This window comes from Microvirga sp. VF16 (assembly GCF_016864375.1).
Classification (GTDB): domain Bacteria; phylum Pseudomonadota; class Alphaproteobacteria; order Rhizobiales; family Beijerinckiaceae; genus Microvirga.
In genome coordinates, this window is record NZ_CP069354.1 from 3801257 (window position 1) to 3823751 (window position 22495).

Below are 22495 nucleotides of genomic sequence, written 5' to 3' on the forward strand. Positions count from 1 at the left end.
GGGAGGCTCCCCGCTTCCCCGAAATGCCCATGTCATCCACCAGAACGATCAAATCGATTTGTGTTTATTGCGGCTCCGGCTTCGGGGACGACCCCGTTTTCGCTGAGAATGCGGCGGTATTGGGCCGTTCCATGGCCGAGCAAGGGATCAATCTGGTCTATGGTGGCGGCAATGTAGGCCTCATGGGCACGGTGGCCCAATCCGTCCTCGACCATGGCGGATATGTCACAGGGATCATCCCGGACTTTCTGAAGTCCCGTGAGAAGCTTCTCGACGATGTGCAGGACACCATCGTCGTGCCCGACATGCACACCCGCAAGCGACTGATGTTCGAGAAGGCCGACGCCTTCGTCGCCCTGCCCGGCGGCATCGGGACCTTGGAGGAGCTCGTCGAGCAGATGACTTGGTCGCAGCTCGGCCGGCATACCAAACCGATCCTGATGCTGAGTACCAAGGGCTTCTGGAAGCCGCTCCTCACCCTGATCGCCCATATGCGCGAACAAGGTTTCATCCGACCGGGCCTTGAGCTCAACTATCTCGTCGCAGAGCGGGTCGAAGAGGTCATTCCGATGCTCGAGAATGCGGCCCGGCGCGTCGGGATCGTGAGCAACGATGAGGCCATCGAAAGCCACTTCTGAGGTTCTTACCCTACGCGAGACAACACAAGCCCGCCCAGGATCATGCCCGCCGCGAGAAGCCGCTGCCACGTGATCGGCTGCACGGGAAGGCCGAAGGCTCCCACCGCATCGAGCACCAAGGCGGCCGCGACTTGTCCTAGGATCAATGCGGCCACGGTGCTGACGACACCGAGCTGCGGCACCCCCCAGATCACGACGGCAACATAGAAGGCGCCGAGAAAGCCGCCGAACCAGGACCACCAGGGCGCCGCCGCAACGGCAGCGCCGGACGGCCATGCGCCGCGAAAGACGCTGATCGCCGCCAGAATGACGAAGCCGATTCCGAACGAGACACAGGCTGCCAGCACCGGATCGCCGAGAGATCGAGCCAGCGCCGCATTAATGGGTGCCTGAGAGGAGAGAAATATGCCGCCCAGGAGGATCCCTAAGAGCGGCAGCAGGATCGAGATGTTCATGGGAGGGCCTGGAGCAGGTTCGATTTCAGCGACAGATAAATTCACACCCGCCTCATCCTGAGGAGCAGCCATCAGGCTGCGTCTCGAAGAGGATCCAGAGAGCACTGGAACTCTCCTCCTTTGTAGGAAGGAGTTGGAGGTGGGGTGTCGGCGCCACACGTGGATTGGCCACCGCTCACATCCTCACCCTTGATCCCACCCCACAAGGGGAAGGGAGAACGCGCCTCGCATCAAAGCGAAGCGCCGCCCTTCAGAAGCTTGTAGACCATCGAATCCGTCAGCGCCTGGAACGAAGCGTCGATGATGTTGGCCGAGACGCCGATGGTGGTCCAGCGTTCGCCGGAGCCGTCCATGAACTCGATCAGCACGCGCGTCACGGCATCCGAACCGCCCTGATAGATGCGCACTTTATAGTCCACAAGCTCCAGATCCTGAATCAGGTGCTGATACTTGCCGAGATCCTTGCGCAATGCCACGTCGAGCGCATTCACCGGGCCATTGCCCTCGGCGGCCGAGATCAGCACCTCGTCGCCCACGCGCACCTTCACAATAGCTTCCGAGGCGGTGACGAGTTCGCCGACCGCGTTGAAGCGGCGCTCCACGTTGACGGAGAAGCGCTCCACGTCGAAGAAAGCCGGCACTTCGCCCAGCATGCGCTTGACCAGCACGTAGAAGGACGCGTCCGCGCCTTCGAACGCGAAGCCTTGCGCCTCCTTGCGCTTCACCTCATCGAGCACACGCGCGATGCGCGGATCGCCCTTTTCGAGCTCGAAGCCGCAGCGCTTCAGCTCGGCGAGAATGTTCGACTGTCCGCCCTGATCCGAGACCAGGACTTTTCGCACATTGCCGACGACTTCCGGCTCCACATGCTCATAGGTGCGCGGATCCTTCAGCACAGCGGAGGCATGGATGCCGGCCTTCGTCGCGAAGGCGCTCGAGCCCACGAAAGGCGCATGGCGGTTCGGCTGTCGGTTGAGGATCTCGTCCACCTGCCGCGAGACATGGGTGAGCTGGCTCAGTGAATCTTCGGTGACGCCGAGATCGAAGCGGGCGGCATAGCCATCCTTCAGCTTCAGGGCGCCGATAAGCGTGATGAGGTTGGCGTTGCCGCAGCGCTCACCGAGGCCGTTGAGCGTGCCCTGGATATGGCGCGCACCTGCCTCAACCGCGGCAAGGGAATTGGCAACCGCGCAGCCGCAATCGTCATGCGCATGGATGCCGACATGCGCGCCCGGCACCACTTTCGTCACTGCCGTGACGATCTCCCTCACCTCGTGAGGCAGCGTGCCGCCATTGGTGTCGCAGAGCACGATCCAGCGCGCCCCAGCCTCGTAGGCCGTCTTCACACAGGACAGGGCGTAATCGGGATTGGCCTTGTAGCCGTCGAAGAAATGCTCGCAATCGACGAGCACCTCACGACCCCTCGCACGGGCGGCTTCGACGCTCTCATGGATGCCGGCGAGGTTTTCTTCCGGCGTCGTCTCGAGCGCAACGCGCACATGATAGTCCCAGGATTTCGCGACGAAGCAGATCGCATCGGCCTCAGCCTCAAGCAAAGCCGCGACGCCGGGATCGTTGGAGACGGAACGCCCTGCCCGCTTCGTCATGCCGAAGGCCGTGAACTTGGCGTTCTTCGTGCGCTTCTCAGAAAAAAAGGTGGTATCCAGCGGGTTTGCCCCGGGATAACCGCCTTCCACGTAATCGATGCCGAGCTTGTCGAGGAGCGTGGCGATTGCCTTCTTGTCCTCGAGCGAGAAATCCACGCCTGTGGTCTGCGCCCCGTCGCGCAGGGTGGTGTCGAAGAGATAGACGCGTTCACGGCTCATGACGACAATTTCCTATCTTCCTGCGGCGCCAGGCGCTTTTCCATGGTGGTGGTGCCGAGCCATTCGTCGCCGAGCGGCATCGTGTTGCGGCGCTGCGGCTGAAATCCGTTCTTCTGGAAGAAGGGCAGTGCATTGTCGCTGACCTCCGCCACGAGGCGCGCCGCTCCGCGCGCGCCGGCAAGCTTCTCGATGGCATCGTAGAGCATCGTGCCGATCCCCTGCCCGGCCACGGCCGGATGTACGTAGAACAGGTCGATCAGCTCGTTGTCCTTGAGCGCGATGAAGCCGACGGGAGAGCCCTCGACGGTCGCAATCAGCGTGAGGCTCTGTGTCAGCCTCTGAGCGAAAGAATCGTCCTCGGCACGAGCAATCCAGGCTTCCTGCTGACTCTCGCTGTAATCCTCGCCCGTCAGCTCCGCGATGCTCTCCTCATAGATGTCGACGAGGATCGGCAGATCCGCCGGCAGAAAAGGACGAAGCCCAGGTTTCGGCAAAGCCTGTCCCATCAGCGTGCCCTTCTCTCGGTTAGGCTACAACGCACGTCATGGCCGCACTTGTTGCGGCCATCCACGTCTTTGCCGTGGTTGAAGACGTGGATCCCCGGGACAAGCCCGGGGATGACGGTGGTGGGGATAAGAACGCTCATCGCGCGACCTCCCAGGTGGTCGTGCCGTCCTTGTTGTCCTTTACGACGACATTCAGCGCCGCGAGCTCGTCGCGGATGCGGTCGGACTCGGCCCAGTTCTTGGCAGCGCGTGCTTCCTTGCGGGCTGCGATCAGCGCCTCGACCTGTGCAGGATCGACGCTGAGCGAAGCCTGCTTGCGCGCCTTCCAGACCTCGGCTCCTTCGAGAAGGAAACCGAGCGCACGAAGATTCGCGCCGAGTTCCTCATGAGCGCCCTGCCCGTCGAGAGCATGCAGCTCCGCCAACATCTTCGGCGTGTTGAGATCGTCCGTGAGCGCATCGACGATATGGTCGGAGAGAAAAGCCGTCTCTCCCCTGCCCGCCAGTTCGTACCAGCGGTCGAGGGTCTTCTCACTCTCCTCGAGCCCCTTCACCGTCCAGTCGATGGGCTGGCGGTAATGGGTGCGCAGCATGTTGAAACGCAAGACCTCGCCGGGCCAATCCTGAAGCAGCTCGTTGATGGTGAAGAAGTTGCCGAGGGACTTCGACATCTTCTCGCCTTCCACCTGCAGGAAGCCGTTGTGCATCCACACATTGGCCATGCGCGGCGTGTCGAACGCGCAGCAGCTCTGCGCGATCTCGTTCTCGTGGTGCGGGAAGACGAGGTCGATGCCGCCGCCGTGGATGTCGAAGATCTCGCGAGCTGTCGGATCGGTGCAGGAAAGCCGTGTCTCGAAAGCCTGGACCAGATGCTTCCAGGACATGGCCGAGCACTCGATGTGCCAGCCCGGACGACCCGGCGTCGCGATGCCGGCCGGCGACGGCCATGCGGGATCCTGTGACCCCGAAGGCTTCCAGAGCACGAAATCCATCGGATCGCGCTTGTAGGGCGCCACATCCACGCGGGCGCCGGAGAGCAGTTCGTCCAGGGAGCGCTTGGAGAGGGTGCCGTACTTGGGCACGTTCGAGAGGCGCTGCATGGCAGCGACGGAGAAGAGCACATGCTCCTCGGCCACATAGGCCGCTCCGCGAGCGATCAGCCGCTCGATGATCATGCGCATCTCGTCGATATGCTCGGTCGCCCGGGGCTCGACGAAGCGCGGAGCCTTCCCCGCCTCGTTCACGTCCTCCGGCATGAGCACGCCCAGCGCTCGGATATCGGCGTGGAACTGCTCTTCCGTCTTGCTGGTGACGGCGCGGATGGCCTCGTTATGGCCTAAGTCCGGGTAATCCCGGGCGGCGCGGGCGTTAATCTTGTCGTCGACATCGGTGATATTGCGCACATACGTGACGGCTTCCTTACCGTAAACATGCCTCAACAGACGGAAGAGAAGGTCGAAGACGATGATCGGGCGGGCGTTGCCGATGTGGGCGTAGTCGTAAACGGTGGGTCCGCAGACGTAGAGGCGCACGTTTTCAGGATCGATCGGAACGAAAGCGTCCTTCGACCGGGTCAGCGTGTTGTAGAGCCTCAAGCTTGCCGCCATGAAACCAAATCCCTGTCAGGCCGCAGGCCGGAGGATGGTTTCGATCTTGGAATGAGAACGAGACGGCTCCAGCCAGCGAAATGCGCTAGCCGCAAATAATCCCGGAAATGAGGATCGTTGCCGTGTTCATGAAGCCATCAATGCCTTTTCAGCCTTGGGACGTCAAGGTTTCCTATTTGGTAAGCATATTTTATTTGCACAGCCGCATGAAACGCGTTCCAGCCAAGCGCGTTAGAGCTTTGTTCACGCACACTCGTGACATTATGGCACGAGTTCAACCAAAGAGGTCTTCGATGCGCCGCGCATTCACCATGCTCGGAATGGGTACTGTCGTGTTTCTTGCAGCCGCGTCCCTGACGCTGCTTCCCAACGGCACCAAGGCCTCTTCGACCCAAGCGACCTTCATGGTTCCTGCCGCCGACGGCTACGGCGTTGCGGAATGCCTGATCACAAACCAGGCCTGTGGCCAAGTTGTGGCAAACGCCTGGTGCGAGGCCCATGGCTACGTAAAGGCAGTTTCTTATCGGCAGATCACCCCTGACGAGGTGACGGGTAGCATCCAGAAGGCCTCCCTCGACTCCAAGGAACGACCGGTCTCCGTGACCTGCTCGAACTAAGTCGGCATCGGCGAAAGCATGGCCCGGGCGGTCGTAAGAACGGCCCGGGTTACATCGGCAAGCAGAGGACCGACGATCCGGCTCTGCTGCCAGAACAAAGGCACTTCCAGCGGTTCTGACGGTTCGAGCGCCACAAGGCGCCCTGAGCGAATATGCTTCTGAATCGTCGTTTCCATGTTCATCCCCCAGCCCAATCCCGCGAGAGCCGCATCCACGAAGGCCTGCGATGACGGCAGCCAGTGGGCTGGCGGCCTGATGTCGACCCCAAGGGCTCGCCGAAGCCAAAGCGCCTGGAGCTGATCCTTCCGATTGAAGACGAGACACGGCGCCCGGGCGGCCGATTGCTCGTTCAGCCCATCCGGCAGCCACCGTTTCACAAATCCCGGGCTCGCCGTCGCGAGATAGCGCAAGGTGCCGAGAGGATAACAATTGCAGCCTTGGATCGGCTTGCCGTGGGAGGTCACGGCCGCAACGACCTCGCCGCGCCGCAGCCATTCGGCGCTGTGGTCCTGGTCGTCCACCACGAGATCGAACAGGAAGCCCTCCGTCTGGGCCATCGCCGGGATGAACCAGGTGGCAAGGCTATCGGCATTGACGGCAATGCGCAGGGTCACCGGTCGCGTCTCGGGCTCCAGGCCGGGCAGGTTCTGACGCAGGGAGCTTTCGAGCAGCGCGACCTGCTCCACGTGCTGGCACAGGTGCTGGCCAGCCTCAGTCGCTAGACAGGGCTGGCCCCGGACGACAAGAACGGTCCCGATCCGCTCCTCCAGCAGCTTGATCCTCTGGGAGACGGCTGAAGGCGTCACGTTGAGCTGCTGTGCTGCCCGCTCGAAGCTACCGGTGCGCACCACTGAGGCCAGGGCGGAGAGGAGGGCGTAATCCAGCATTGGATTAGTTTTACTAAATTGAGATCAGAGACTTTAACTATCCTAATCCTAAGGCCGGAACTAGGAAGCGTCGACTCCTTGGAAAATCGATATGACCGCTCCTTTTCTCGCAGGCTTTCTGCTCTGCCTTAGCCTCATCCTCGCCATCGGCGCCCAGAACGCCTTCGTGCTGCGCATCGGACTGCGCGGCGAGCATGTGCTCGCGGTATGTCTCACCTGTGCGCTCTCGGATGCGGTGCTCATCCTGGCCGGCGTTTCCGGCTTCGCGCAACTCAGCGCACGCGTGCCCTGGGCCGAGACGGTTCTGCTTTATGGCGGTGCCGCGTTCCTGCTCGCCTACGGCGCGCGCAACTTCATAGCCGCTTTCGGGTCCGCCTCCTTAAGGCCGTCCGAGGCGGCACCTGAAAGCCTCAGCCGGGTGCTTCTTACCTGCCTCGCCCTGACCTGGCTCAACCCGCATGTCTATCTCGATACGCTGGTTCTGATCGGCTCGATCTCGACGCAGTTCGAGGAGGGCAAAGGATGGTTTGCGGCAGGCGCCATGCTGGCTTCCTTCGCCTTCTTCTTGTCCCTCGGCTTCGGCGCCCGTCTGCTGAAGCCACTCTTCGCCCGGCCCGTCACATGGCGCATTCTCGACGTTGCCATCGGGCTGATCATGTGGGTGACCGCAGCAAGGCTGCTGCTGAACGAGGGCTGATGAGGACGACGCGGCTTACTTCAGCCAGTCCCCGCATTTCGCGGGAACCTCGGTTCCCCAGGGCATCAGCGGGACGGTCGAGGTGGAGTTCTTCGGCGAGCCCTCGATGGGTCGGTCCGAATAGACCATGTAGACCAGGGTGTTCCGCTTCGCGTCACAGCCGCGAACGATCTGCATCTTTTTGAAAATCAGCGACCGGCGCTCGCTGAACACCACGTCGCCCTGGCCGAATTTCTGCTTGAACTTGACCGGGCCGACCTGTCGGCAGGAGAGCGAGATGTCGGAGACCTCCTCGGCGACGCCGAAGGTGCCGGAAATGCCGCCGCGCTCCGGGGTCGTGTAATGACAAGCCACGCCTTCGACCACGGGATCGTCGATCCCATAGACCGCGAGCTTGTCATCCGGAGTCAGCGCCCGCCAGACCGTCGATTTCTTGAAAATCAGGTCAGGCTCCTGAGCGGCGGCACCGGTGACGGCACCCATCGTCAGGGCCAGGGCCAAAGCGATTCGAGCAAGCATCTTCCATTCAACTCCCACGGTTACGCTGTCATGTGGGGATGGTTTTGGCCTTTGACGAGAGCCTATTCGGCGTGATGGCTGACGATGCAGATCTTGTTGCCATCGAGATCGCGAAAATAGGCACCATAGTAGTTGCGGTGATAGTGCGGACGCAGGCCCGGGGCGCCCTCATCCGTCCCGCCCTGCTCCATGGCGGCGGCATAACAGGCATCGACAAGGCTGCGCTTCGCGGCCAGCAGCGCGATCATGGAGCCGTTGCCGACGCTGGGCTCTCTGCCATCGAAGGGGCGGACGATCAGGAATTGCGGCCGCCCGCCGGGCAAACCCCAGCCGATGATGTCGTCTCCCGAATAGCGAACCTCCAACCCAAGGGGCGCCAGCACGGCGTCGTAGAAGCCTTTCGCCCGATCGAGGTCGTTTGCTCCGATGGTCGTATGAGAGTACATGCTGGATCTCTTTTCGGAGTCGCTGTTCCGTGAAAGCTAGACAGCTTCCCCGAAAGGCGGCAAGGCGTTAATCACAATAGGGTCAAATTCCAGCGGCACATGACGAGCCTCCCCAGGCATTTGACGCCGCAACGGACCGGTTCTGCGATCAGCTCTATGGCAAAGACATCTTTTCTCCGCTCCCTCATCGCCGTGACGGCCTTCCTGGCCGCCGGCCAGGCCGCCTATGCCCAGTCGGCGCAGTGCCAGCGGTTCCAGGCTGAACTGGCCTCCCTGGAGCGCAGCGGCGGAAGCGCGCCGAGCGGCCAGATGCAGGCCCAGCGGGCTGAGATCAACCGTCTCGTCGGCTACTATCGCAATATCGGCTGCGAGCGCGGCCCCCTCGGGTTCCTCTCCGGCCCGGCCCCGGCCGAATGCGGCTCGATCGCCCAACAGATCCGCCAGCTCGAGGGCGGCTATGCCCGCCTTGCCTCGCAGTCCCTTGATGCAGGCCAGATCGAGGCCCGCCGCCGGCAGTTGCAGGTCGCCATCCAGCAGACCTGCTCCACCGACCAGCCTCGCGGCTTTTTCGAATCGCTGTTCGGCGCCCCGCGTCAGCAACAGCAGCAGATCATGCCGGAGGGACAGCCGATCATCGCCGATGACGGACCGCCCTCCCTCGGTGGCGGGCGCCTGATCTGCGTCAAGACCTGCGACGGATCCTTCTTCCCGCTCACCACGCCCCCGGGCGGCGGACAGAGCGCCAACGAGATGTGCCAGTCTCTTTGCCCCGGCACGGAAACCCTGGCTTTTGCCTATCCGGGCGGCGACAGCGGCCTCAACCGCGCCGCCTCGCTCTCGACGAACCAGGCCTATACGTCGCTGGCGAACGCCTTCAAGTTCCGCAAGACCTTCGACGAGAGCTGCGCCTGCAAGAAGCAGGATGAGAGCTGGGCCGTGGTTCTGCGCAAGGCGGAGAGCATGCTCGAGCAGCGCAAGGGCGACATGATCGTGACCGCCGAGAAGGCGGAGGAGCTGTCCCGGCCGAAGGTGCAGGCTGCCCGCAAGGCCGCCGACAAGAAGGCCGATGAGGAGACCAAGGAAGCCGCCGAAATCGCCGCTGCCGCTCCGACCGCGAGCAAGGAATCAGCCGGTATCGGCCCGCAATCGATCGAGACCAACGCCGTGGTCAGCCAAGGCGAAGGCTCGAAGCAGGAGGTTGTCGCCGGCAACGGCCAGAAGAAGACCGTGCGCGTGATCGCCCCCAACCTGATCCCGGTTCCGCACGCTCAGAACTGATTGTTTGGATTAACACCTCTCGCGTCATGGCCGGGCTTGTCCCGGCCATCCACGTCTTAGGAACCACAGCGGGATAAAGACGTGGATCCCCGGGACAAGCCCGGGGATGACGGTGGCGGGTGTCAATTTCGTACACATTCCGCATCGCTCCCCGTCATGCTATTACCCCCGACATGAAACCGCTCGATTCCCTTGAGATGCCCCGGCCCACGGGCGCGTCCGATCCGATTATTGCTGTCTCTGGCCTCAGCAAGACCTACGCATCGGGCTTCCAAGCCTTGAAGACGATCGACATGGAGATTCGCCGAGGCGAGATCTTCGCGCTGCTCGGCCCCAACGGTGCCGGCAAGACGACGCTGATCAGCATCGTCTGCGGGATCGTCAACCCGAGCACAGGCCATGTCATGGCCGATGGCCATGACATCATCCGAGATTACCGGGCCGCACGCACCAAGATCGGCCTCGTTCCGCAGGAACTCACCACCGACGCCTTCGAAAGCGTCTGGGCGACGGTGACGTTCAGCCGGGGGCTCTTCGGCAAGAAGCCCAACCCGGCCTATATCGAGAAGATCCTGAAGGATCTCTCCCTGTGGGAGAAACGCGATAGCAAGATCATGACCCTTTCCGGCGGCATGAAGCGTCGCGTGATGATCGCCAAAGCCCTGTCGCACGAGCCCAAAATCCTGTTCCTCGACGAGCCGACCGCCGGCGTCGATGTGGAGCTGCGGCGGGACATGTGGAACATGGTCCGGAGACTGCGCGAGAACGGCGTCACCATCATCCTGACCACCCACTATATCGAAGAGGCCGAGGAGATGGCCGACCGGATCGGGGTGATCAGCAAGGGCGAGATCATCCTGGTCGAGGACAAGAATGTCCTGATGCAGAAGCTCGGCCAGAAGCAACTCACCCTGCATCTGCAGAGCCCTCTCACCAGCCTGCCACCCGAGTTGCAATCGGAAAGCCTGCACCTCTCCGCCGACGGCACCGAGCTCGTCTACACCTTCGACACGCAAAACCATGAAACCGGCATCGCGGGACTTCTGCGCCGCCTGAACGAGCACGGCATCGACTTCAAGGACCTGCAGACATCCGAAAGCTCGCTTGAGGAGATCTTCGTCAGCCTGGTCAGGGGGCGTCCATGAACCTTTACGGAATCAAGGCCATCTATCTTTTCGAGATGGCTCGTACCTGGCGCACGCTGATGCAGAGCATCGCCTCGCCGGTCCTCTCGACCTCGCTCTATTTCATCGTCTTCGGCTCCGCCATCGGATCGCGCATGGCCAATATCGACGGCGTGAGCTACGGCGCCTTCATCGTGCCGGGCCTGATCATGCTCTCCATCCTGACGGAGAGCATCTCGAACGCCTCGTTCGGCATCTACATGCCGAAATTCACCGGTACCATCTACGAGCTCCTCTCCGCGCCAATCTCAGCGGTCGAAACGGTGATCGGTTATGTGGGAGCAGCCGCCACCAAGTCGGTGATCATCGGCACCATCATCCTCATCACCGCGCGGCTCTTCGTGGATTTCTCCATCGAGCATCCTTTCTGGATGATCGCCTTCCTGGTGCTCACCTCCGTCACCTTCAGCCTCTTCGGCTTCATCATCGGCATCTGGGCCGACAGCTTCCAGAAGCTGCAGGTCGTGCCCTTGATGATCGTGACGCCTCTCGCCTTCCTCGGCGGCAGCTTCTATTCCATCAACATGCTGCCGCCCTTCTGGCAGACGGTCGCGCTCTTCAACCCAGTGGTCTATCTGGTGAGCGGCTTCCGCTGGAGTTTTTTTGGCGTCGCCGATGTGGGCGTAGGCATCAGCCTCACGATGACGCTCATATTCATGCTGATCTGCCTCGCCGCCGTCTGGTGGATTTTCAGGACGGGGTACAAGATCAAAGCTTAAGGTTTCGCCACGTCGTCATGGCCGGGCTTGTCCCGGCCATCCACGCCTTGATGGCGCGGTGGTTCAAAGATGTGGATGCCCGCAACAAGTGCGGGCATGACGAGAATAACGTTTGGGCGCGATTACGCCACCTGCCCCGACAGCCGCGCCTTCGCGCGCTCAGGTCCGATCAGAGGAAGCAGCGCTCCCAGCTCCGGCCCGTGATCGAGCCCGGTGAGCGCGAGGCGCAGCGGCATGAACAGGGCTTTGCCCTTCACGCCGGTGGCGGTCTTCACGGCCTCCGTCCAAGCCTTCCAGGTCGAAGCATCCCAAGGCTCCGCGGGCAGAACGGCCGTGGCCGCCTCGATGAAGGCTTTGTCCTCGATCACCGGCGTTACCGGACCGCGCATGACCTTCGCCCACTCGACCGCATCCCGAACCTTCGTCAGGTTGCCGCGCACGGCGAGCCAGAAGGCTTCGCCGGCATCCGCATCGAGCTGCGCGAGGCGCTCCCGCGCGGCCCCGTAGGGCATCTCGTGGATGAGGCGGGCATTCAGGTGCTCCAGCTCGCTCTCGTCGAATTTCGCCGGCGCGCGGGAGATGTGGGAGAAATCGATCAGGCGGGCGAGCTCGTTGAGATCGGCCACCGGACGCACGGCCTCCGCGGAGCCGACCAGCACGGCGAGCGAGGCCACCGACTGCGGCTCAAGCCCGGCATCGCGCAGGCCCTTGATCGAGAGGTGCCCGAGACGCTTGGACAGGCCCTCGCCGCTCGCGGTGATCAGCAGGCTGTGATGGGCAAAAGTGGGAGCGTCAGCACCCAGAGCCTCGAAGATCTGGATCTGCACCGCCGTGTTGGTGACGTGATCCTCGCCGCGGATCACATGGGTCACGTTAAGCTCGATGTCGTCCACCACCGACGGCAGGGTGTAGAGGTAGGTCCCGTCCTCGCGCACCAGCACCGGATCGGACAGCGAACTGCAATCCACATGGCAATGGCCGCGCACGAGGTCTTCCCAGGTCACGTTTGTGGGCTCGAGCCGGAAGCGCCAATGGGGCCGGCGCCCCTCCTGTTCGAGCTTGGCCCGATCCTCGTCCGTGAGCTTGAGGGCAGCTCGGTCGTAGATCGGCGGCAGGCCGCGGGCGAGCTGGCGCTTGCGGCGGAATTCCAGCTCCTCCTGCGTCTCGTAGCAGGGGTAAAGGCGGCCGACCGCCTTGAGGCGCTCGGCGGCGGCATCATAGAGGTCGAACCGGTCCGACTGGCGCACGATCACATCGGGCGGGATGCCGAGCCAGTGCAGGTCGGCCTCGATGGAATCCGCATATTCTTTCTTCGACCGCACCACGTCCGTATCGTCGAAGCGCAGGATGAAGGTGCCGCCTTCCCGCCGCGCGTAGAGCGCGTTGAGCAGGGCAACGCGGGTGTTGCCGATATGGATGTGCCCGGTCGGGGACGGGGCAAAGCGAACGATGGGCTTGGACATGCAGATGCTATGGCGAAGCGCGCACCGCGGCGCAAGGGGGCGCCGGTAAGGAAAGATCACACATCCATCGAACCAGTGCGCGGCTTGCCGATGGCGCGCTCGAGCGCCTCATCCTTCTGGTGCGCCTCCAATCCCTGATCGCGGTAGCGGTTGATGATGGGATAGCGGCGGTCGCGGCCGAAATTCTTGCGGGTGACCTTCACGCCGGGTGCAGCCTGACGGCGCTTGTATTCGGCGATGTAGAGCAGTCGCTCCACTTTCTTGACGACCTCGCGGTCGTAGCCCTTCGCGACAATCTCGGAAACGCGAAGCTCCTCCTCCACGAGGCCGCGCAGGATCTCGTCGAGAGCCTCGTAAGGCGGCAGCGAATCCTGGTCCTTCTGGTTCTCGCGCAGTTCGGCGGTCGGAGCCTTGATCAGGATGTTCTCGGGGATGACGATGCCGTCCGGACCCAGCGCCCCCGTTGGCTTCCAACGGTTGCGCAGAGCCGAGATACGATAGACCTCCATCTTGTAGAGATCCTTGATCGGGTTGAAGCCGCCGTTCATGTCGCCGTAGATCGTAGCGTAGCCGACCGACATTTCCGACTTGTTGCCGGTCGTCACCACCATGGCGCCGAACTTATTCGAGATCGCCATGAGGATGGTGCCGCGGGCGCGGCTCTGGAGGTTCTCCTCCGTGATGTCGCGCTCCCGGCCCGCGAACAGAGGCTGCAACGAGGCCTCGAAACCCTCGACAGGCTCAGCAATCGGCAGGATGTCGTAGCGAACGCCGAGGGCCTTGGCGCATTCCTCCGCATCTTTGAGCGACTCGCCGGAGGTGTATCGGTAGGGCAGCATCACGCAATGCACCCGCTCAGGTCCGAGCGCATCCACCGCCATGGCGGCGCAAATGGCGGAGTCGATACCACCGGACAGACCCAGCACCACGCCAGGGAAACGATTCTTGTTCACGTAGTCGCGCAGGCCCAGAACGCAGGCGGCATAATCGGCCTCCTCGCCCTCCTCCACTGTGACGATCGGCGCGTCGCGGCAGACCCAGCCATCCTCGCCCTTCTCCCAGATCGTGAGCGCAACGATCTCCTCGTTGGCGGGCAGCTGGCAGGCAAGAGAGCAATCGGCGTTGAACACGAAGGAGGCGCCGTCGAAGACCAGTTCGTCCTGACCGCCGACCTGATTGAGATAGACGAGCGGAAGTCCGCTCTCGGTCACGCGGGCCGCCGCGATATTGAACCGCTCCTCGGTCTTGCCGCGCCAATAGGGCGAGCCATTGGGGACGAGGAGCATCTCGGCGCCGGTCTCGGCAAGACACTCGACCACATCGCCGGTCCAAATGTCCTCGCAGATTGGAAGGCCTAAGCGGATGCCGCGGAAATTCACCGGCCCTGGCAGAGGCCCGGCCGCGAAATTGCGCTTCTCGTCGAAGACGCCGTAATTCGGCAGATCGACCTTGAAACGCACGGAGATAGCGCCGCCGTCGAGCAGCGCATAGGCATTGTAAAGCTCACCACCTTCCCGCCATGGCAGGCCGATGAGCACGCCGGGGCCGCCATCCGCCGTCTCACGGGCGAGCCGTTCGAGAGCGGCGCGGCAGGAATCCTGAAAGGCGGGCTTCAGCACGAGGTCCTCGGCGGGATAGCCCGCAAGGAACTGCTCGGCGAACATCACGAGATCGGCCCCGAGCCGGGCCGCTTCCGCGCGGGCTACCCGTGCCTTCTCTTCGTTGCCGGCCACATCGCCGACGATGGGGTTGAGTTGCGCGAGTGCGATCTTGAGCGTGTTCTGAGCCATGGCACCAATGACTTAGCGCGCCACCGAGGGCGCAGCAATGCAAGGGTAAAGCTTTCCCATGAACTCTTAAACGCTCATCGGGCAAGGCTGATCCGGTGCCTTTGCATAGGTCTCACGGTGGATTGAATTTCGCGCTTCAATAACTTCGGCAAAGCTCAAGCTTTATGGGAACCTGCAACAGTTCAGTTCGTTGTTTCCACACGAAACTCTGGGAGACTGACATGTTGAAAGGCGGCCTGCTCTGGCTCATCGGCATTCCGCTGCCGATCATTCTTATTCTCTTCTTCATGGGCTATCTGAGCTGATAGCGAATACGAGTAGAGTTGCGTATGCGTAAAGAAAAAGGGGCGCTTTTGGCGCCCCTTTTTCTTAATCAGCCCAGTCGTTCATTCCGCCGCTAGGGCGGCCGGTAGTTCCCTTGATTGGCGCTCCCGCTTGATGAGCTCCGAAGTCAGGAAGGCGATTTCGAGCGCCTGCTCGGCATTAAGGCGCGGATCGCAATAGGTGTGGTACCGGTCGCGCAGGTCTGCATCGGTGAGCGCGCGGGCGCCGCCGGTGCATTCCGTCACATTCTTGCCGGTCATCTCCAGGTGGATGCCGCCGGCATGGGTGCCTTCGGCCTGATGGATGGCGAAGAAGTCCTGAACCTCGCCCATGACCCGCTCGAACGGCCGGGTCTTGTAGCCCGAGGCCGCCTTGATGGTGTTGCCATGCATCGGATCGCAGGACCACACGACCGTGCGCCCTTCCCGCTGCACCGCGCGGATCAGGCCCGGCAGGTGATCGCCTACCTTGTCTGCGCCGAAGCGGCAGATCAGGGTCAGGCGTCCGGCCTCGTCCTCGGGATTGAGGGTGTCGATGAGCTTGAGCAGCCCGTCCGGTGAGAGCGATGGGCCGCATTTGAGGCCGATCGGGTTCTTGATGCCGCGCATGTATTCCACATGGGCGTGGTCGACCTGACGCGTACGGTCGCCGATCCACAGCATGTGGCCCGAGGTGGCATACCAGTCGCCGGTCGTGGAATCGACGCGGGTCATGGCCTCCTCGTAGCCGAGCAGCAGAGCCTCGTGGCTGGTATAGAAATCCGTCGAGCGCATCTCGGGATGCGTCTCGGGATCGATGCCGATGGCCCGCATGAAGTTCAGGCTCTCGGTGATGCGCTCGGCGAGCTCGCTGTAGCGGGAGGATTGCGGCGAATCCTTCACGAAGCCGAGCATCCAGCGATGGGCATTCTCAAGGTTCGCGTAGCCGCCGGTGGCGAAGGCGCGGATCAGGTTGAGCGTCGCGGCTGACTGGCGGTAAGCCATGAGCTGGCGGCGCGGATCCGGCGTGCGGGCCTCCGGGGTGAAGGCGATGTCGCTGATGATGTCGCCCCGGTAGCTCGGCAGCTCGACACCGTCGATAGTCTCCGTCGGGGCCGAGCGCGGCTTGGCGAACTGGCCGGCCGCACGGCCGACCTTCACGACCGGCGAGCCGCCCGCATAGGTCAGCACCACGGCCATCTGGAGGAAGAGGCGGAAGAAATCGCGAATGTTGTCGGCCGAATGCTCGGCGAAGCTCTCGGCGCAATCGCCGCCCTGGAGCAGGAAGGCCTCGCCCTTAGCGACCTTACCGAGTGTCCGCTTCAGTTTGCGGGCCTCGCCTGCAAAAACGAGCGGGGGAAAGCCGGCGAGCTGCTGCTCGACGCTCTCGAGTGCCTCAAGGTCCGGATAGGCCGGAACCTGCTGGATCGGCTTGTTTCTCCAGCTATCGGGCGTCCACCGCTCGGTCATGACCCTTACCCCCGTGTCCTTTCTCAAATATCCTCATCGTTCACCGCAACAAGCGGCACGAACGGGCACCTATACACGACATAAACAAAAAGGCGAGTGCGTTAGAGAGACGCCGAGCATTCGGAGACCGCATGCTGCGAGCATCCCAATTTTATCTTGAATCCTGCGAAATGGGAAAAGTGTTCCTCAGCGTGCGTGGCGCTGAAGGTTCTCGCGCCGGGACATCCAGAGGGCGCCAAACCCCATCGCCACGGCGATGACCGGGATGCCGAAGCAGACATAGGCTTCCAGGAGAGTCATGGCTTCAGGTCCCTCAAGATCAATTTCAACACCATTATCCCACTGCCACCGGCTTCTTGACCACCACAGGGGTGCGCATGGTGACCAGCTCTTCGGCTGCCGTTGGGTGAACCGCGACGGTGCGGTCGAAATCGGCCTTGGTGGCGCCCATGGTGACGGCGATGCCGGCAAGCTGGATCATCTCGCCCGCGTCGTGCCCCATGATGTGGACGCCCACGACCTTGTCGGTCGCCTTGTCGACGATGAGCTTCATGAAGACTCGGTCTTTCCCGCCCGAGAGCGTGGCCTTCATCGGCCTGAAGGCAGTCTTATAGACGTCGATCTCGCCATAAACCGCCCGCGCGACCGCCTCACCGCAGCCGATCACGCCGATCTCGGGGGTCGAGAAGACGGCCGTGGGAATCAGGTCGTGGTCCACGATGGTCGGCTTAGCCCCGAACACCGTGTCCGCGAAGGCATGCCCCTCGCGGATGGCGACGGGGGTCAGATTGACCCGGTTGGTGATGTCGCCCACGGCATAGATGGAAGGAATGATTGTCTGCGAATAGCCGTCGACCGGAATGGCACCGACCTCGTCGACGGCAATGCCCGCATTCTCCAGTCCGAGCCCTTTCGTGTTCGGACGCCGTCCCGTGGCGACGAGAGCCTGATCGACCGTTAGCACGGAGCCGTCGGACAGGGTCGCGGCGATGCCGTCCGACGTCTTGGCGAGCTGCGTCACCGTCCTGTTCAGGGCAACGTTGATTCCGCGCTGAATGTAGGCTTCGCCGAGCGCCTCCCGCACATCATCATCGAATCCGCGCAGGAGCTTGTCGCCCCGGTGCAGGAGCGTGACCTCGCTGCCGAGACCAGCAAAGACGCCGGCGAACTCGACGGCGATATAGCCGCCGCCGACCACCAGGATGCGCTTCGGCAGGCTCTCGAGATGGAAGACCTCGTTGGACGTGATGCCGAGTTCCCCACCCGGAATAGCTGGCTCCAGGGTCGGATGGGCGCCAGCCGCCACCAGGATGTAGCGGGCGCGGATGCGCGCGCCGGACTTGAGCAGGCGGACCGTATGCGCATCCTCGATCACGGCCCGACTGTCGACGATTTCGACGCCCGCCTTTTCCAGGTTTGCCCGATAGATGCTCTCGAGCCGGTCGATCTCCTTGTCCTTGTTGCGGATCAGAGTCGCCCAGTCGAAGCGCGTCTCACCGATGTTCCAGCCGAAGCCTTCCGCATCGTGGAAATCGTCGGCGAAACGGCTGGCATAGACCATCAGCTTCTTCGGCACGCAGCCGCGAATGACGCAGGTTCCGCCGAGCCGGTCTTCCTCGGCCAGCATGACCTTCGCGCCGTAGTTCGCCGCGATACGCGCTGCGCGAACACCGCCGGATCCGCCTCCGATCACGAATAGGTCAACGTCGAATGAGGACATGGCGCGGTCTCCGCTCAATTCTGTAAACTTGATTATTCATATAGTGACGGTTTCGGACGAAGTCGCCCGCCAGCCCTGCTTCGGGCACATGGCTGTCCGCCTGAGAGTGAAGCTCTTACGCGAAGGTTCAACAGCGATAAAGAAGCAAGCCGCTTGCCGCTCCCGCGTTCCCTCATTAGGGTCTGCCCGGACGCGCTGACCCGATTTTCAGCGTCAAGGGAGGAAACTTATGAGCCAGTTCCGTAAAGGTCTTTGGCGCAGCGCTCTCGCTGCGGCGGCCGTGGCAGGATTCGTGACATCGGCTGCAGCTCAGATGGAGCTCAAGATCATGGCTCCGGCAGCGCCGGGCGGCGGTTGGGACCAGACGGCCCGCTCCATGCAGCAGGCCCTGACCCAGTCCGGCATCGCCAAGAGCGTGCAGGTCACCAACGTTCCCGGCGCCGGCGGCTCCATCGGCATCGCCCAGCTCGTGAACAATTCCAAGGGCGACGGCCATCAGCTCATGGTCATGGGCTACGTGATGGTGGGCGCACTCCTGACCAACAAGTCGCCCATCACCCTCGAACAGACGACGCCCATCGCGCGCCTGACGACCGAATACGAAGCGATCGTGGTTCCGGCCGACTCGCCGATCAAGAACGCCAAGGATCTCGCCGCGGCCATCAAGGCCGATCCGGCCAAGGTGACCTGGGCTGGCGGCTCGGCCGGCGGCGTCGATCATATCGCGGCTGCCCTCTTCGCCAAGGCAGCGGGCGCCGATCCGACCAAGATCAACTACATTCCGTTCTCCGGCGGCGGCGAGGCTCTGGCAGCCATCCTCGGCGGCAAGGTGACGGCGGGTATTTCGGGCTATGGCGAGTTCGAGAGCCAGGTGAAGGCAGGCAAGCTGCGCCTCATCGGCCTGACCTCGGCCACCAAGACGGCCAATGTGGACGTGCCCTCCATCAAGGAGCAGGGCATCGATCTCGAGATCGCCAACTGGCGCGCCGTCGTTGCCCCTCCAGGCATCTCCGCCGATCAGAAGAAGGCCCTGACGGACGCCATGGACAAGATGGCCCAGTCGAAGGAGTGGCAGGAAATCCTGAAGGCCAAGGGCTGGGAAAACGCCTACATCTCCGGCGATGCCTTCACTAAGATTCTGGCCGACGAGCAGTCCCGCACGAAAGAAGTGCTCACTGCGGTGGGGCTGGTGAAGTCTTAAATTTCAAGATAAAGGCCGTTGGAAGCGCCGCGTCATGTGCGCGGCGCTTCTTTTTTGGGATATTCCATGGCACCATCTTCCCAGCGGCGCATCGACGTGGCAGGCCTCGTCATCGCACTCATTCTTCTTGTCCTCGCCGGCGTGGTCTGGTGGGACATGTCCAAGCTGCAGATTCTCTCCCCCTATGACCTCGGCCCGAAGGTGATGCCCGTCATCGTCTCGATAGGCCTTGCGCTCTTGGCCATCGGCAACGCCATCGGCGCCCTGCGCGGTGACTTGCCCGCCCGCGACCACCTCGACTGGAAGCCGATTGCCCTGATCCTCGGTGGGCTCGCCTGCCTGATCATCCTCATCGCCATTGGCGGCGGCTTCATGATCGGTACGGCGATCCTGTTCGCTACGACCTCAGCGGCCTTCGGTCGTCGCGCCTTCCTCACCGATCTCCTGATCGGCGCGGTGATTGCCGTCTTCATCTATGTGCTCTTCGCCAAGCTCCTGACCCTGTCCCTGCCGGCCGGGCCGCTTGAACGTCTATTCTGAGGCCTGTCATGGAAGCCTTTGCCTCCCTTGCGAGCGGCCTTGCCGTCGCCATCCAGCCGATGAACCTGCTGTTCGCGCTCATCGGCGTTCTTCTCGGCACCGCGGTCGGCGTTCTGCCTGGCATCGGCCCGGCGCTCACCGTGGCCCTGCTCCTGCCGATCACCTTCAAGCTCGATCCAGGCGGATCGATCATCATGTTCGCCGGCATCTATTATGGCGGCATGTATGGCGGCTCAACCACGGCCATCCTGATCAATACACCCGGCGAAAGCGCCTCCATGGCGACCGCGCTCGAAGGCAATAAAATGGCCAAGGCCGGACGCGGCGGCCCGGCGCTGGCCACGGCGGCCATCGGCTCCTTCGTTGCCGGGACCGTCGCCACCCTCGGCCTGACCTTCCTGGCGCCCTACCTCGTCGACATCGCGGTCAGCTTCGGCCCCGAGGATTACTTCGCCCTCATGTGCGTCGCGTTCGTGACCGTCTCGGCCACCTTCGGCGATTCTCCCGTGCGCGGCCTGACCAGCCTGGCCATCGGCCTCTTGCTTGGCCTTGTCGGCATCGACATTCTCTCCGGCCAGTCGCGCCTGAGCTTCGGCATTCCGGAACTCTACGACAACATCGAGGTGACGACCCTGGCGGTCGGTCTCTTCGCCGTGGGCGAGGCGCTCTATGTGGCCTCGCGCCGCCACGTGCACGAGGAGAAGCTCGAGGCCGTCCGAGGCTCTCTCTGGATGACAAAGGAGGACTGGAAGCGTTCGTGGAAGCCCTGGTTGCGCGGAACCGCCTTCGGCTTCCCCATCGGTGCGCTTCCGGCCGGTGGCGCAGAGATTCCGACCTTCCTGTCCTATTCGACCGAGAAGCGTCTGACGAATCATCCGGAGGAATTCGGCAAGGGCGCCATTGAGGGCGTGGCAGGCCCCGAAGCGGCCAACAATGCGGCGGCCGCCGGCACCCTCGTGCCCCTGCTGACGCTCGGCCTCCCCACCTCGGCCACGGCGGCCATGATGCTGGCGGGCTTCCAGCAATACGGCCTCAACCCAGGCCCGCTGCTCTTCGCCGACCAGCCGAAACTGGTCTGGGGCCTGATCGCCAGCCTGTTCATCGCCAACGTCATGCTGCTGGTGCTGAATCTGCCGCTGGTCGGCCTCTGGGTCCGTCTCCTGAAGATTCCGCAGCCCTGGCTCTATGCGGGCATTCTGGTCTTCGCCACCATGGGCACCATCGCGGCCAATCCGTCGCCGGTGGAGCTCATCATGCTGACGATCTTCGGCGTGCTCGGTTTCCTGATGCGGCGGTTCGACTTCCCCATCGCTCCGGTCGTCGTCGGATTGATCCTGGGACCGATCGCGGAGAGCCAGCTGCGGCGAGCCCTCTCGATCAGCCTCGGCGATCCGATGGTGCTGCTGCAGAGCCCGATCTCGGCGACGCTGCTCGTCATTGCCCTGATCGCCCTGCTCCTGCCCTTCTTCCTGAAGGGATTGAGCCGCTTCAAGGCTGTCGAGGATTAATCTCGCAATGTACAAACCCCTCCTCGCCCTTCATTGAGGGCGAGGAGCACAGCGGCCTTAGGAGGGTCGTAAGCGGTCTACGATGAGAAGGCCGATAGCTTTCCGAATTGTTCGGCCAGCAGATAATAAACCGTCACCCGGTTCTTGCTGCGGTCGCCTTTGAGCTTTTCCCCGACCGCGAGAACGGCCTGATCGAGTTCGGCGTCCGATGCCGTCAGCCCGAGCTTCTTCTTCAGGAAATTGTCACGCACACGAGCAAGCTCCTCCTTGTCCGAGAAAGAGACGAGTGCGGAGTCGCGGTTCTGCAATGCAATGCCGAGGTATCGCACGATACCGGCGATCGCCTTGTCGTCGGCATTCGCAGCATATTTCTTGACATCGGCAGCCCAGTCTTCAGCCATGGCTCACTCCTCTGAGGCCCCTGCCCTGCGGGCGGGGAGGTGGAAAGGCTTCGTCCATTGGCGGCGCGCGGCATGCGGGCCGGCAAACCTGAGGAGAAAGCCCTGCAGAGACAATGCTAGTGCTGAGCTTGGCAGCGGCAAGGGTTGGCGCCCGCAATGAAAAAGCCCGGCAAGCCGGGCTTTCCTGACACTGGGAAGTGAACGGGCAGAACCTCAGTTCAGCTGATGTCCGCGCTTGCCCATTTCCTGGCGGGCGCGCGTCATGATGAACTCCGAAGTCCGCTGCGACCAGACGGAAAGATCGCGGACTACGTCGTCGAGGACGCCGGGCTGGATCAGCACGTATTTCTGGCCGACCGGAGACTTGTAGAAGGCCGCAACCTCCTTCAGCTCGGCCTCGGTCATCCGTGTCGTGAAGATGCGCGCGGTGGTATCGATCATCTCCTGCTTCTTCTGCTCGACCTCAGGTCGGATGATGGCCACGACCTGCTCCAGATCCTGCCGGATCTCCGGTCGGGTCACGTTCATCTGCTGAAGCTGGTTGAGCAGCGGGCCGGTCATCGCGTCGAAGGCGGCCGTCATGCCGGAGCTGACGGCGACATCGCGGCCGGCGGCAAGGTGGCTGGCGCTGGGCTGCTGCGCCTGCTGCGCGAAAGCCGGGCTCGCGAGCATGAACAGCGCGACGGAGGTCGCGGCCAGGCGGGAGGCGTTGCGGATCATAG

General features: G+C 62.8%; 22 protein-coding genes. 9 read left to right on the forward strand and 13 right to left on the reverse strand.

Features of this window, described 5'->3' with window-relative positions; genetic code table 11:
* Positions 1-29 precede the first annotated feature (29 nt).
* Entirely contained in the window at positions 30-638 is a 609-nt protein-coding gene (locus JO965_RS17715; RefSeq protein WP_203440337.1) for a TIGR00730 family Rossman fold protein, read from the forward strand.
* A gap of 5 nt (positions 639-643) precedes the next feature.
* Here JO965_RS17715 and JO965_RS17720 read toward each other — a convergent pair whose 3' ends face one another.
* From JO965_RS17720 to cysS, 4 genes are all read right to left on the reverse strand, one after another.
* Positions 644-1165: a DMT family transporter gene (locus tag JO965_RS17720; protein ID WP_246776606.1), complete on the reverse strand. Its 522-nt coding sequence runs from the start codon at positions 1163-1165 to the stop codon at positions 644-646.
* A gap of 158 nt (positions 1166-1323) precedes the next feature.
* Positions 1324-2919: a citramalate synthase gene (cimA, locus tag JO965_RS17725; protein WP_203440339.1), complete on the reverse strand. Its 1596-nt coding sequence runs from the start codon at positions 2917-2919 to the stop codon at positions 1324-1326.
* Complete coding sequence (locus tag JO965_RS17730; protein WP_203440341.1) at positions 2916-3425, reverse strand: GNAT family N-acetyltransferase; 510 nt, start codon at positions 3423-3425, stop codon at positions 2916-2918. The genes cimA and JO965_RS17730 overlap by 4 nt, the downstream gene beginning before the upstream one ends.
* A gap of 136 nt (positions 3426-3561) precedes the next feature.
* A complete protein-coding gene (gene cysS / locus JO965_RS17735) occupies positions 3562-5031 on the reverse strand; it encodes a cysteine--tRNA ligase (protein WP_203440347.1) in 1470 nt (489 codons plus the stop codon).
* A gap of 293 nt (positions 5032-5324) precedes the next feature.
* On the opposite strand from cysS, the gene JO965_RS17740 reads away from it, so the two are divergent.
* Positions 5325-5648 (forward strand): hypothetical protein, encoded by a 324-nt coding sequence (locus JO965_RS17740; protein ID WP_203440349.1) that lies wholly within the window; start codon positions 5325-5327, stop codon positions 5646-5648.
* On the opposite strand, the gene JO965_RS17745 is transcribed toward JO965_RS17740, so the two are convergent.
* Positions 5645-6535 carry a LysR family transcriptional regulator ArgP gene (locus JO965_RS17745; RefSeq protein ID WP_203440350.1) on the reverse strand — a complete coding sequence of 297 codons (891 nt, stop codon included), beginning with the start codon at positions 6533-6535 and terminating at the stop codon, positions 5645-5647. The two genes, JO965_RS17740 and JO965_RS17745, sit on opposite strands and share 4 nt — an antisense overlap.
* Before the next feature lie 91 nt (positions 6536-6626).
* Between JO965_RS17745 and JO965_RS17750 the strand changes: the two genes are divergently transcribed.
* Positions 6627-7232, forward strand: a complete 606-nt coding sequence (locus JO965_RS17750) for a LysE/ArgO family amino acid transporter (RefSeq protein WP_203440351.1) — start codon at positions 6627-6629, stop codon at positions 7230-7232.
* Between the two features lie 15 nt (positions 7233-7247).
* Here JO965_RS17750 and JO965_RS17755 read toward each other — a convergent pair whose 3' ends face one another.
* Positions 7248-7751, reverse strand: coding sequence for a CreA family protein (locus JO965_RS17755; RefSeq protein WP_203440352.1), 504 nt, complete (start codon positions 7749-7751; stop codon positions 7248-7250).
* Between the two features lie 62 nt (positions 7752-7813).
* Complete coding sequence (locus JO965_RS17760; protein ID WP_203440353.1) at positions 7814-8197, reverse strand: VOC family protein; 384 nt, start codon at positions 8195-8197, stop codon at positions 7814-7816.
* A 156-nt stretch (positions 8198-8353) separates the two neighbouring features.
* Here JO965_RS17760 and JO965_RS17765 point away from each other — a divergent pair, with 156 nt between their 5' ends.
* The 3 genes from JO965_RS17765 (at position 8354) to JO965_RS17775 (ending at position 11378) form a co-directional block, all read left to right on the forward strand.
* The gene (locus tag JO965_RS17765) at positions 8354-9475 is read left to right on the forward strand and encodes a DUF2865 domain-containing protein (RefSeq protein ID WP_203440354.1); all 1122 of its coding nucleotides are present in this window, start codon (positions 8354-8356) and stop codon (positions 9473-9475) included.
* A 197-nt stretch (positions 9476-9672) separates the two neighbouring features.
* Complete coding sequence (locus JO965_RS17770) at positions 9673-10620, forward strand: ABC transporter ATP-binding protein (RefSeq protein ID WP_246776607.1); 948 nt, start codon at positions 9673-9675, stop codon at positions 10618-10620.
* The gene (locus JO965_RS17775; RefSeq protein ID WP_203440356.1) at positions 10617-11378 is read left to right on the forward strand and encodes an ABC transporter permease; all 762 of its coding nucleotides are present in this window, start codon (positions 10617-10619) and stop codon (positions 11376-11378) included. The genes JO965_RS17770 and JO965_RS17775 overlap by 4 nt, the downstream gene beginning before the upstream one ends.
* A gap of 122 nt (positions 11379-11500) precedes the next feature.
* Here JO965_RS17775 and gltX read toward each other — a convergent pair whose 3' ends face one another.
* The 4 genes from gltX to gor form a co-directional block, all read right to left on the reverse strand.
* Positions 11501-12841, reverse strand: a complete 1341-nt coding sequence (gene gltX / locus JO965_RS17780; protein ID WP_203440357.1) for a glutamate--tRNA ligase — start codon at positions 12839-12841, stop codon at positions 11501-11503.
* 56 nt (positions 12842-12897) lie between these two features.
* Entirely contained in the window at positions 12898-14631 is a 1734-nt protein-coding gene (locus JO965_RS17785) for an NAD+ synthase (protein WP_203440358.1), read from the reverse strand.
* A 386-nt stretch (positions 14632-15017) separates the two neighbouring features.
* The gene (locus JO965_RS17790) at positions 15018-16403 is read right to left on the reverse strand and encodes a class II 3-deoxy-7-phosphoheptulonate synthase (protein ID WP_203440359.1); all 1386 of its coding nucleotides are present in this window, start codon (positions 16401-16403) and stop codon (positions 15018-15020) included.
* A gap of 334 nt (positions 16404-16737) precedes the next feature.
* Positions 16738-18123 carry a glutathione-disulfide reductase gene (gor, locus tag JO965_RS17795; RefSeq protein WP_203440360.1) on the reverse strand — a complete coding sequence of 462 codons (1386 nt, stop codon included), beginning with the start codon at positions 18121-18123 and terminating at the stop codon, positions 16738-16740.
* A 229-nt stretch (positions 18124-18352) separates the two neighbouring features.
* Here gor and JO965_RS17800 point away from each other — a divergent pair, with 229 nt between their 5' ends.
* The 3 genes from JO965_RS17800 (at position 18353) to JO965_RS17810 (ending at position 21372) form a co-directional block, all read left to right on the forward strand.
* Entirely contained in the window at positions 18353-19324 is a 972-nt protein-coding gene (locus JO965_RS17800; protein WP_203440361.1) for a tripartite tricarboxylate transporter substrate binding protein, read from the forward strand.
* Between the two features lie 66 nt (positions 19325-19390).
* Positions 19391-19864 (forward strand): tripartite tricarboxylate transporter TctB family protein, encoded by a 474-nt coding sequence (locus JO965_RS17805; RefSeq protein WP_203440362.1) that lies wholly within the window; start codon positions 19391-19393, stop codon positions 19862-19864.
* Positions 19865-19872: 8 nt separating this feature from the next.
* Complete coding sequence (locus JO965_RS17810) at positions 19873-21372, forward strand: tripartite tricarboxylate transporter permease (RefSeq protein WP_203440363.1); 1500 nt, start codon at positions 19873-19875, stop codon at positions 21370-21372.
* Between the two features lie 77 nt (positions 21373-21449).
* Here the strand turns inward: JO965_RS17810 and JO965_RS17815 are convergent, their stop codons facing one another.
* Positions 21450-21773 (reverse strand): DUF2853 family protein, encoded by a 324-nt coding sequence (locus tag JO965_RS17815; RefSeq protein ID WP_203440364.1) that lies wholly within the window; start codon positions 21771-21773, stop codon positions 21450-21452.
* Positions 21774-21986: 213 nt separating this feature from the next.
* Positions 21987-22493, reverse strand: coding sequence for a DUF2059 domain-containing protein (locus tag JO965_RS17820; protein WP_203440365.1), 507 nt, complete (start codon positions 22491-22493; stop codon positions 21987-21989).
* Positions 22494-22495 lie beyond the last annotated feature (2 nt).

Coding starts and splice junctions, on each gene's coding strand:
- JO965_RS17715 (WP_203440337.1), top strand. CDS start 30: ATGTCATCCACCAGAACGATCAAATCGATTTGTGTTTATTGCGGCTCC.
- JO965_RS17720 (WP_246776606.1), bottom strand. CDS start 1,165: ATGGCTGCTCCTCAGGATGAGGCGGGTGTGAATTTATCTGTCGCTGAA.
- cimA (WP_203440339.1), bottom strand. CDS start 2,919: ATGAGCCGTGAACGCGTCTATCTCTTCGACACCACCCTGCGCGACGGG.
- JO965_RS17730 (WP_203440341.1), bottom strand. CDS start 3,425: ATGGGACAGGCTTTGCCGAAACCTGGGCTTCGTCCTTTTCTGCCGGCG.
- cysS (WP_203440347.1), bottom strand. CDS start 5,031: ATGGCGGCAAGCTTGAGGCTCTACAACACGCTGACCCGGTCGAAGGAC.
- JO965_RS17740 (WP_203440349.1), top strand. CDS start 5,325: ATGCGCCGCGCATTCACCATGCTCGGAATGGGTACTGTCGTGTTTCTT.
- JO965_RS17745 (WP_203440350.1), bottom strand. CDS start 6,535: ATGCTGGATTACGCCCTCCTCTCCGCCCTGGCCTCAGTGGTGCGCACC.
- JO965_RS17750 (WP_203440351.1), top strand. CDS start 6,627: ATGACCGCTCCTTTTCTCGCAGGCTTTCTGCTCTGCCTTAGCCTCATC.
- JO965_RS17755 (WP_203440352.1), bottom strand. CDS start 7,751: ATGCTTGCTCGAATCGCTTTGGCCCTGGCCCTGACGATGGGTGCCGTC.
- JO965_RS17760 (WP_203440353.1), bottom strand. CDS start 8,197: ATGTACTCTCATACGACCATCGGAGCAAACGACCTCGATCGGGCGAAA.
- JO965_RS17765 (WP_203440354.1), top strand. CDS start 8,354: ATGGCAAAGACATCTTTTCTCCGCTCCCTCATCGCCGTGACGGCCTTC.
- JO965_RS17770 (WP_246776607.1), top strand. CDS start 9,673: ATGCCCCGGCCCACGGGCGCGTCCGATCCGATTATTGCTGTCTCTGGC.
- JO965_RS17775 (WP_203440356.1), top strand. CDS start 10,617: ATGAACCTTTACGGAATCAAGGCCATCTATCTTTTCGAGATGGCTCGT.
- gltX (WP_203440357.1), bottom strand. CDS start 12,841: ATGTCCAAGCCCATCGTTCGCTTTGCCCCGTCCCCGACCGGGCACATC.
- JO965_RS17785 (WP_203440358.1), bottom strand. CDS start 14,631: ATGGCTCAGAACACGCTCAAGATCGCACTCGCGCAACTCAACCCCATC.
- JO965_RS17790 (WP_203440359.1), bottom strand. CDS start 16,403: ATGACCGAGCGGTGGACGCCCGATAGCTGGAGAAACAAGCCGATCCAG.
- gor (WP_203440360.1), bottom strand. CDS start 18,123: ATGTCCTCATTCGACGTTGACCTATTCGTGATCGGAGGCGGATCCGGC.
- JO965_RS17800 (WP_203440361.1), top strand. CDS start 18,353: ATGAGCCAGTTCCGTAAAGGTCTTTGGCGCAGCGCTCTCGCTGCGGCG.
- JO965_RS17805 (WP_203440362.1), top strand. CDS start 19,391: ATGGCACCATCTTCCCAGCGGCGCATCGACGTGGCAGGCCTCGTCATC.
- JO965_RS17810 (WP_203440363.1), top strand. CDS start 19,873: ATGGAAGCCTTTGCCTCCCTTGCGAGCGGCCTTGCCGTCGCCATCCAG.
- JO965_RS17815 (WP_203440364.1), bottom strand. CDS start 21,773: ATGGCTGAAGACTGGGCTGCCGATGTCAAGAAATATGCTGCGAATGCC.
- JO965_RS17820 (WP_203440365.1), bottom strand. CDS start 22,493: ATGATCCGCAACGCCTCCCGCCTGGCCGCGACCTCCGTCGCGCTGTTC.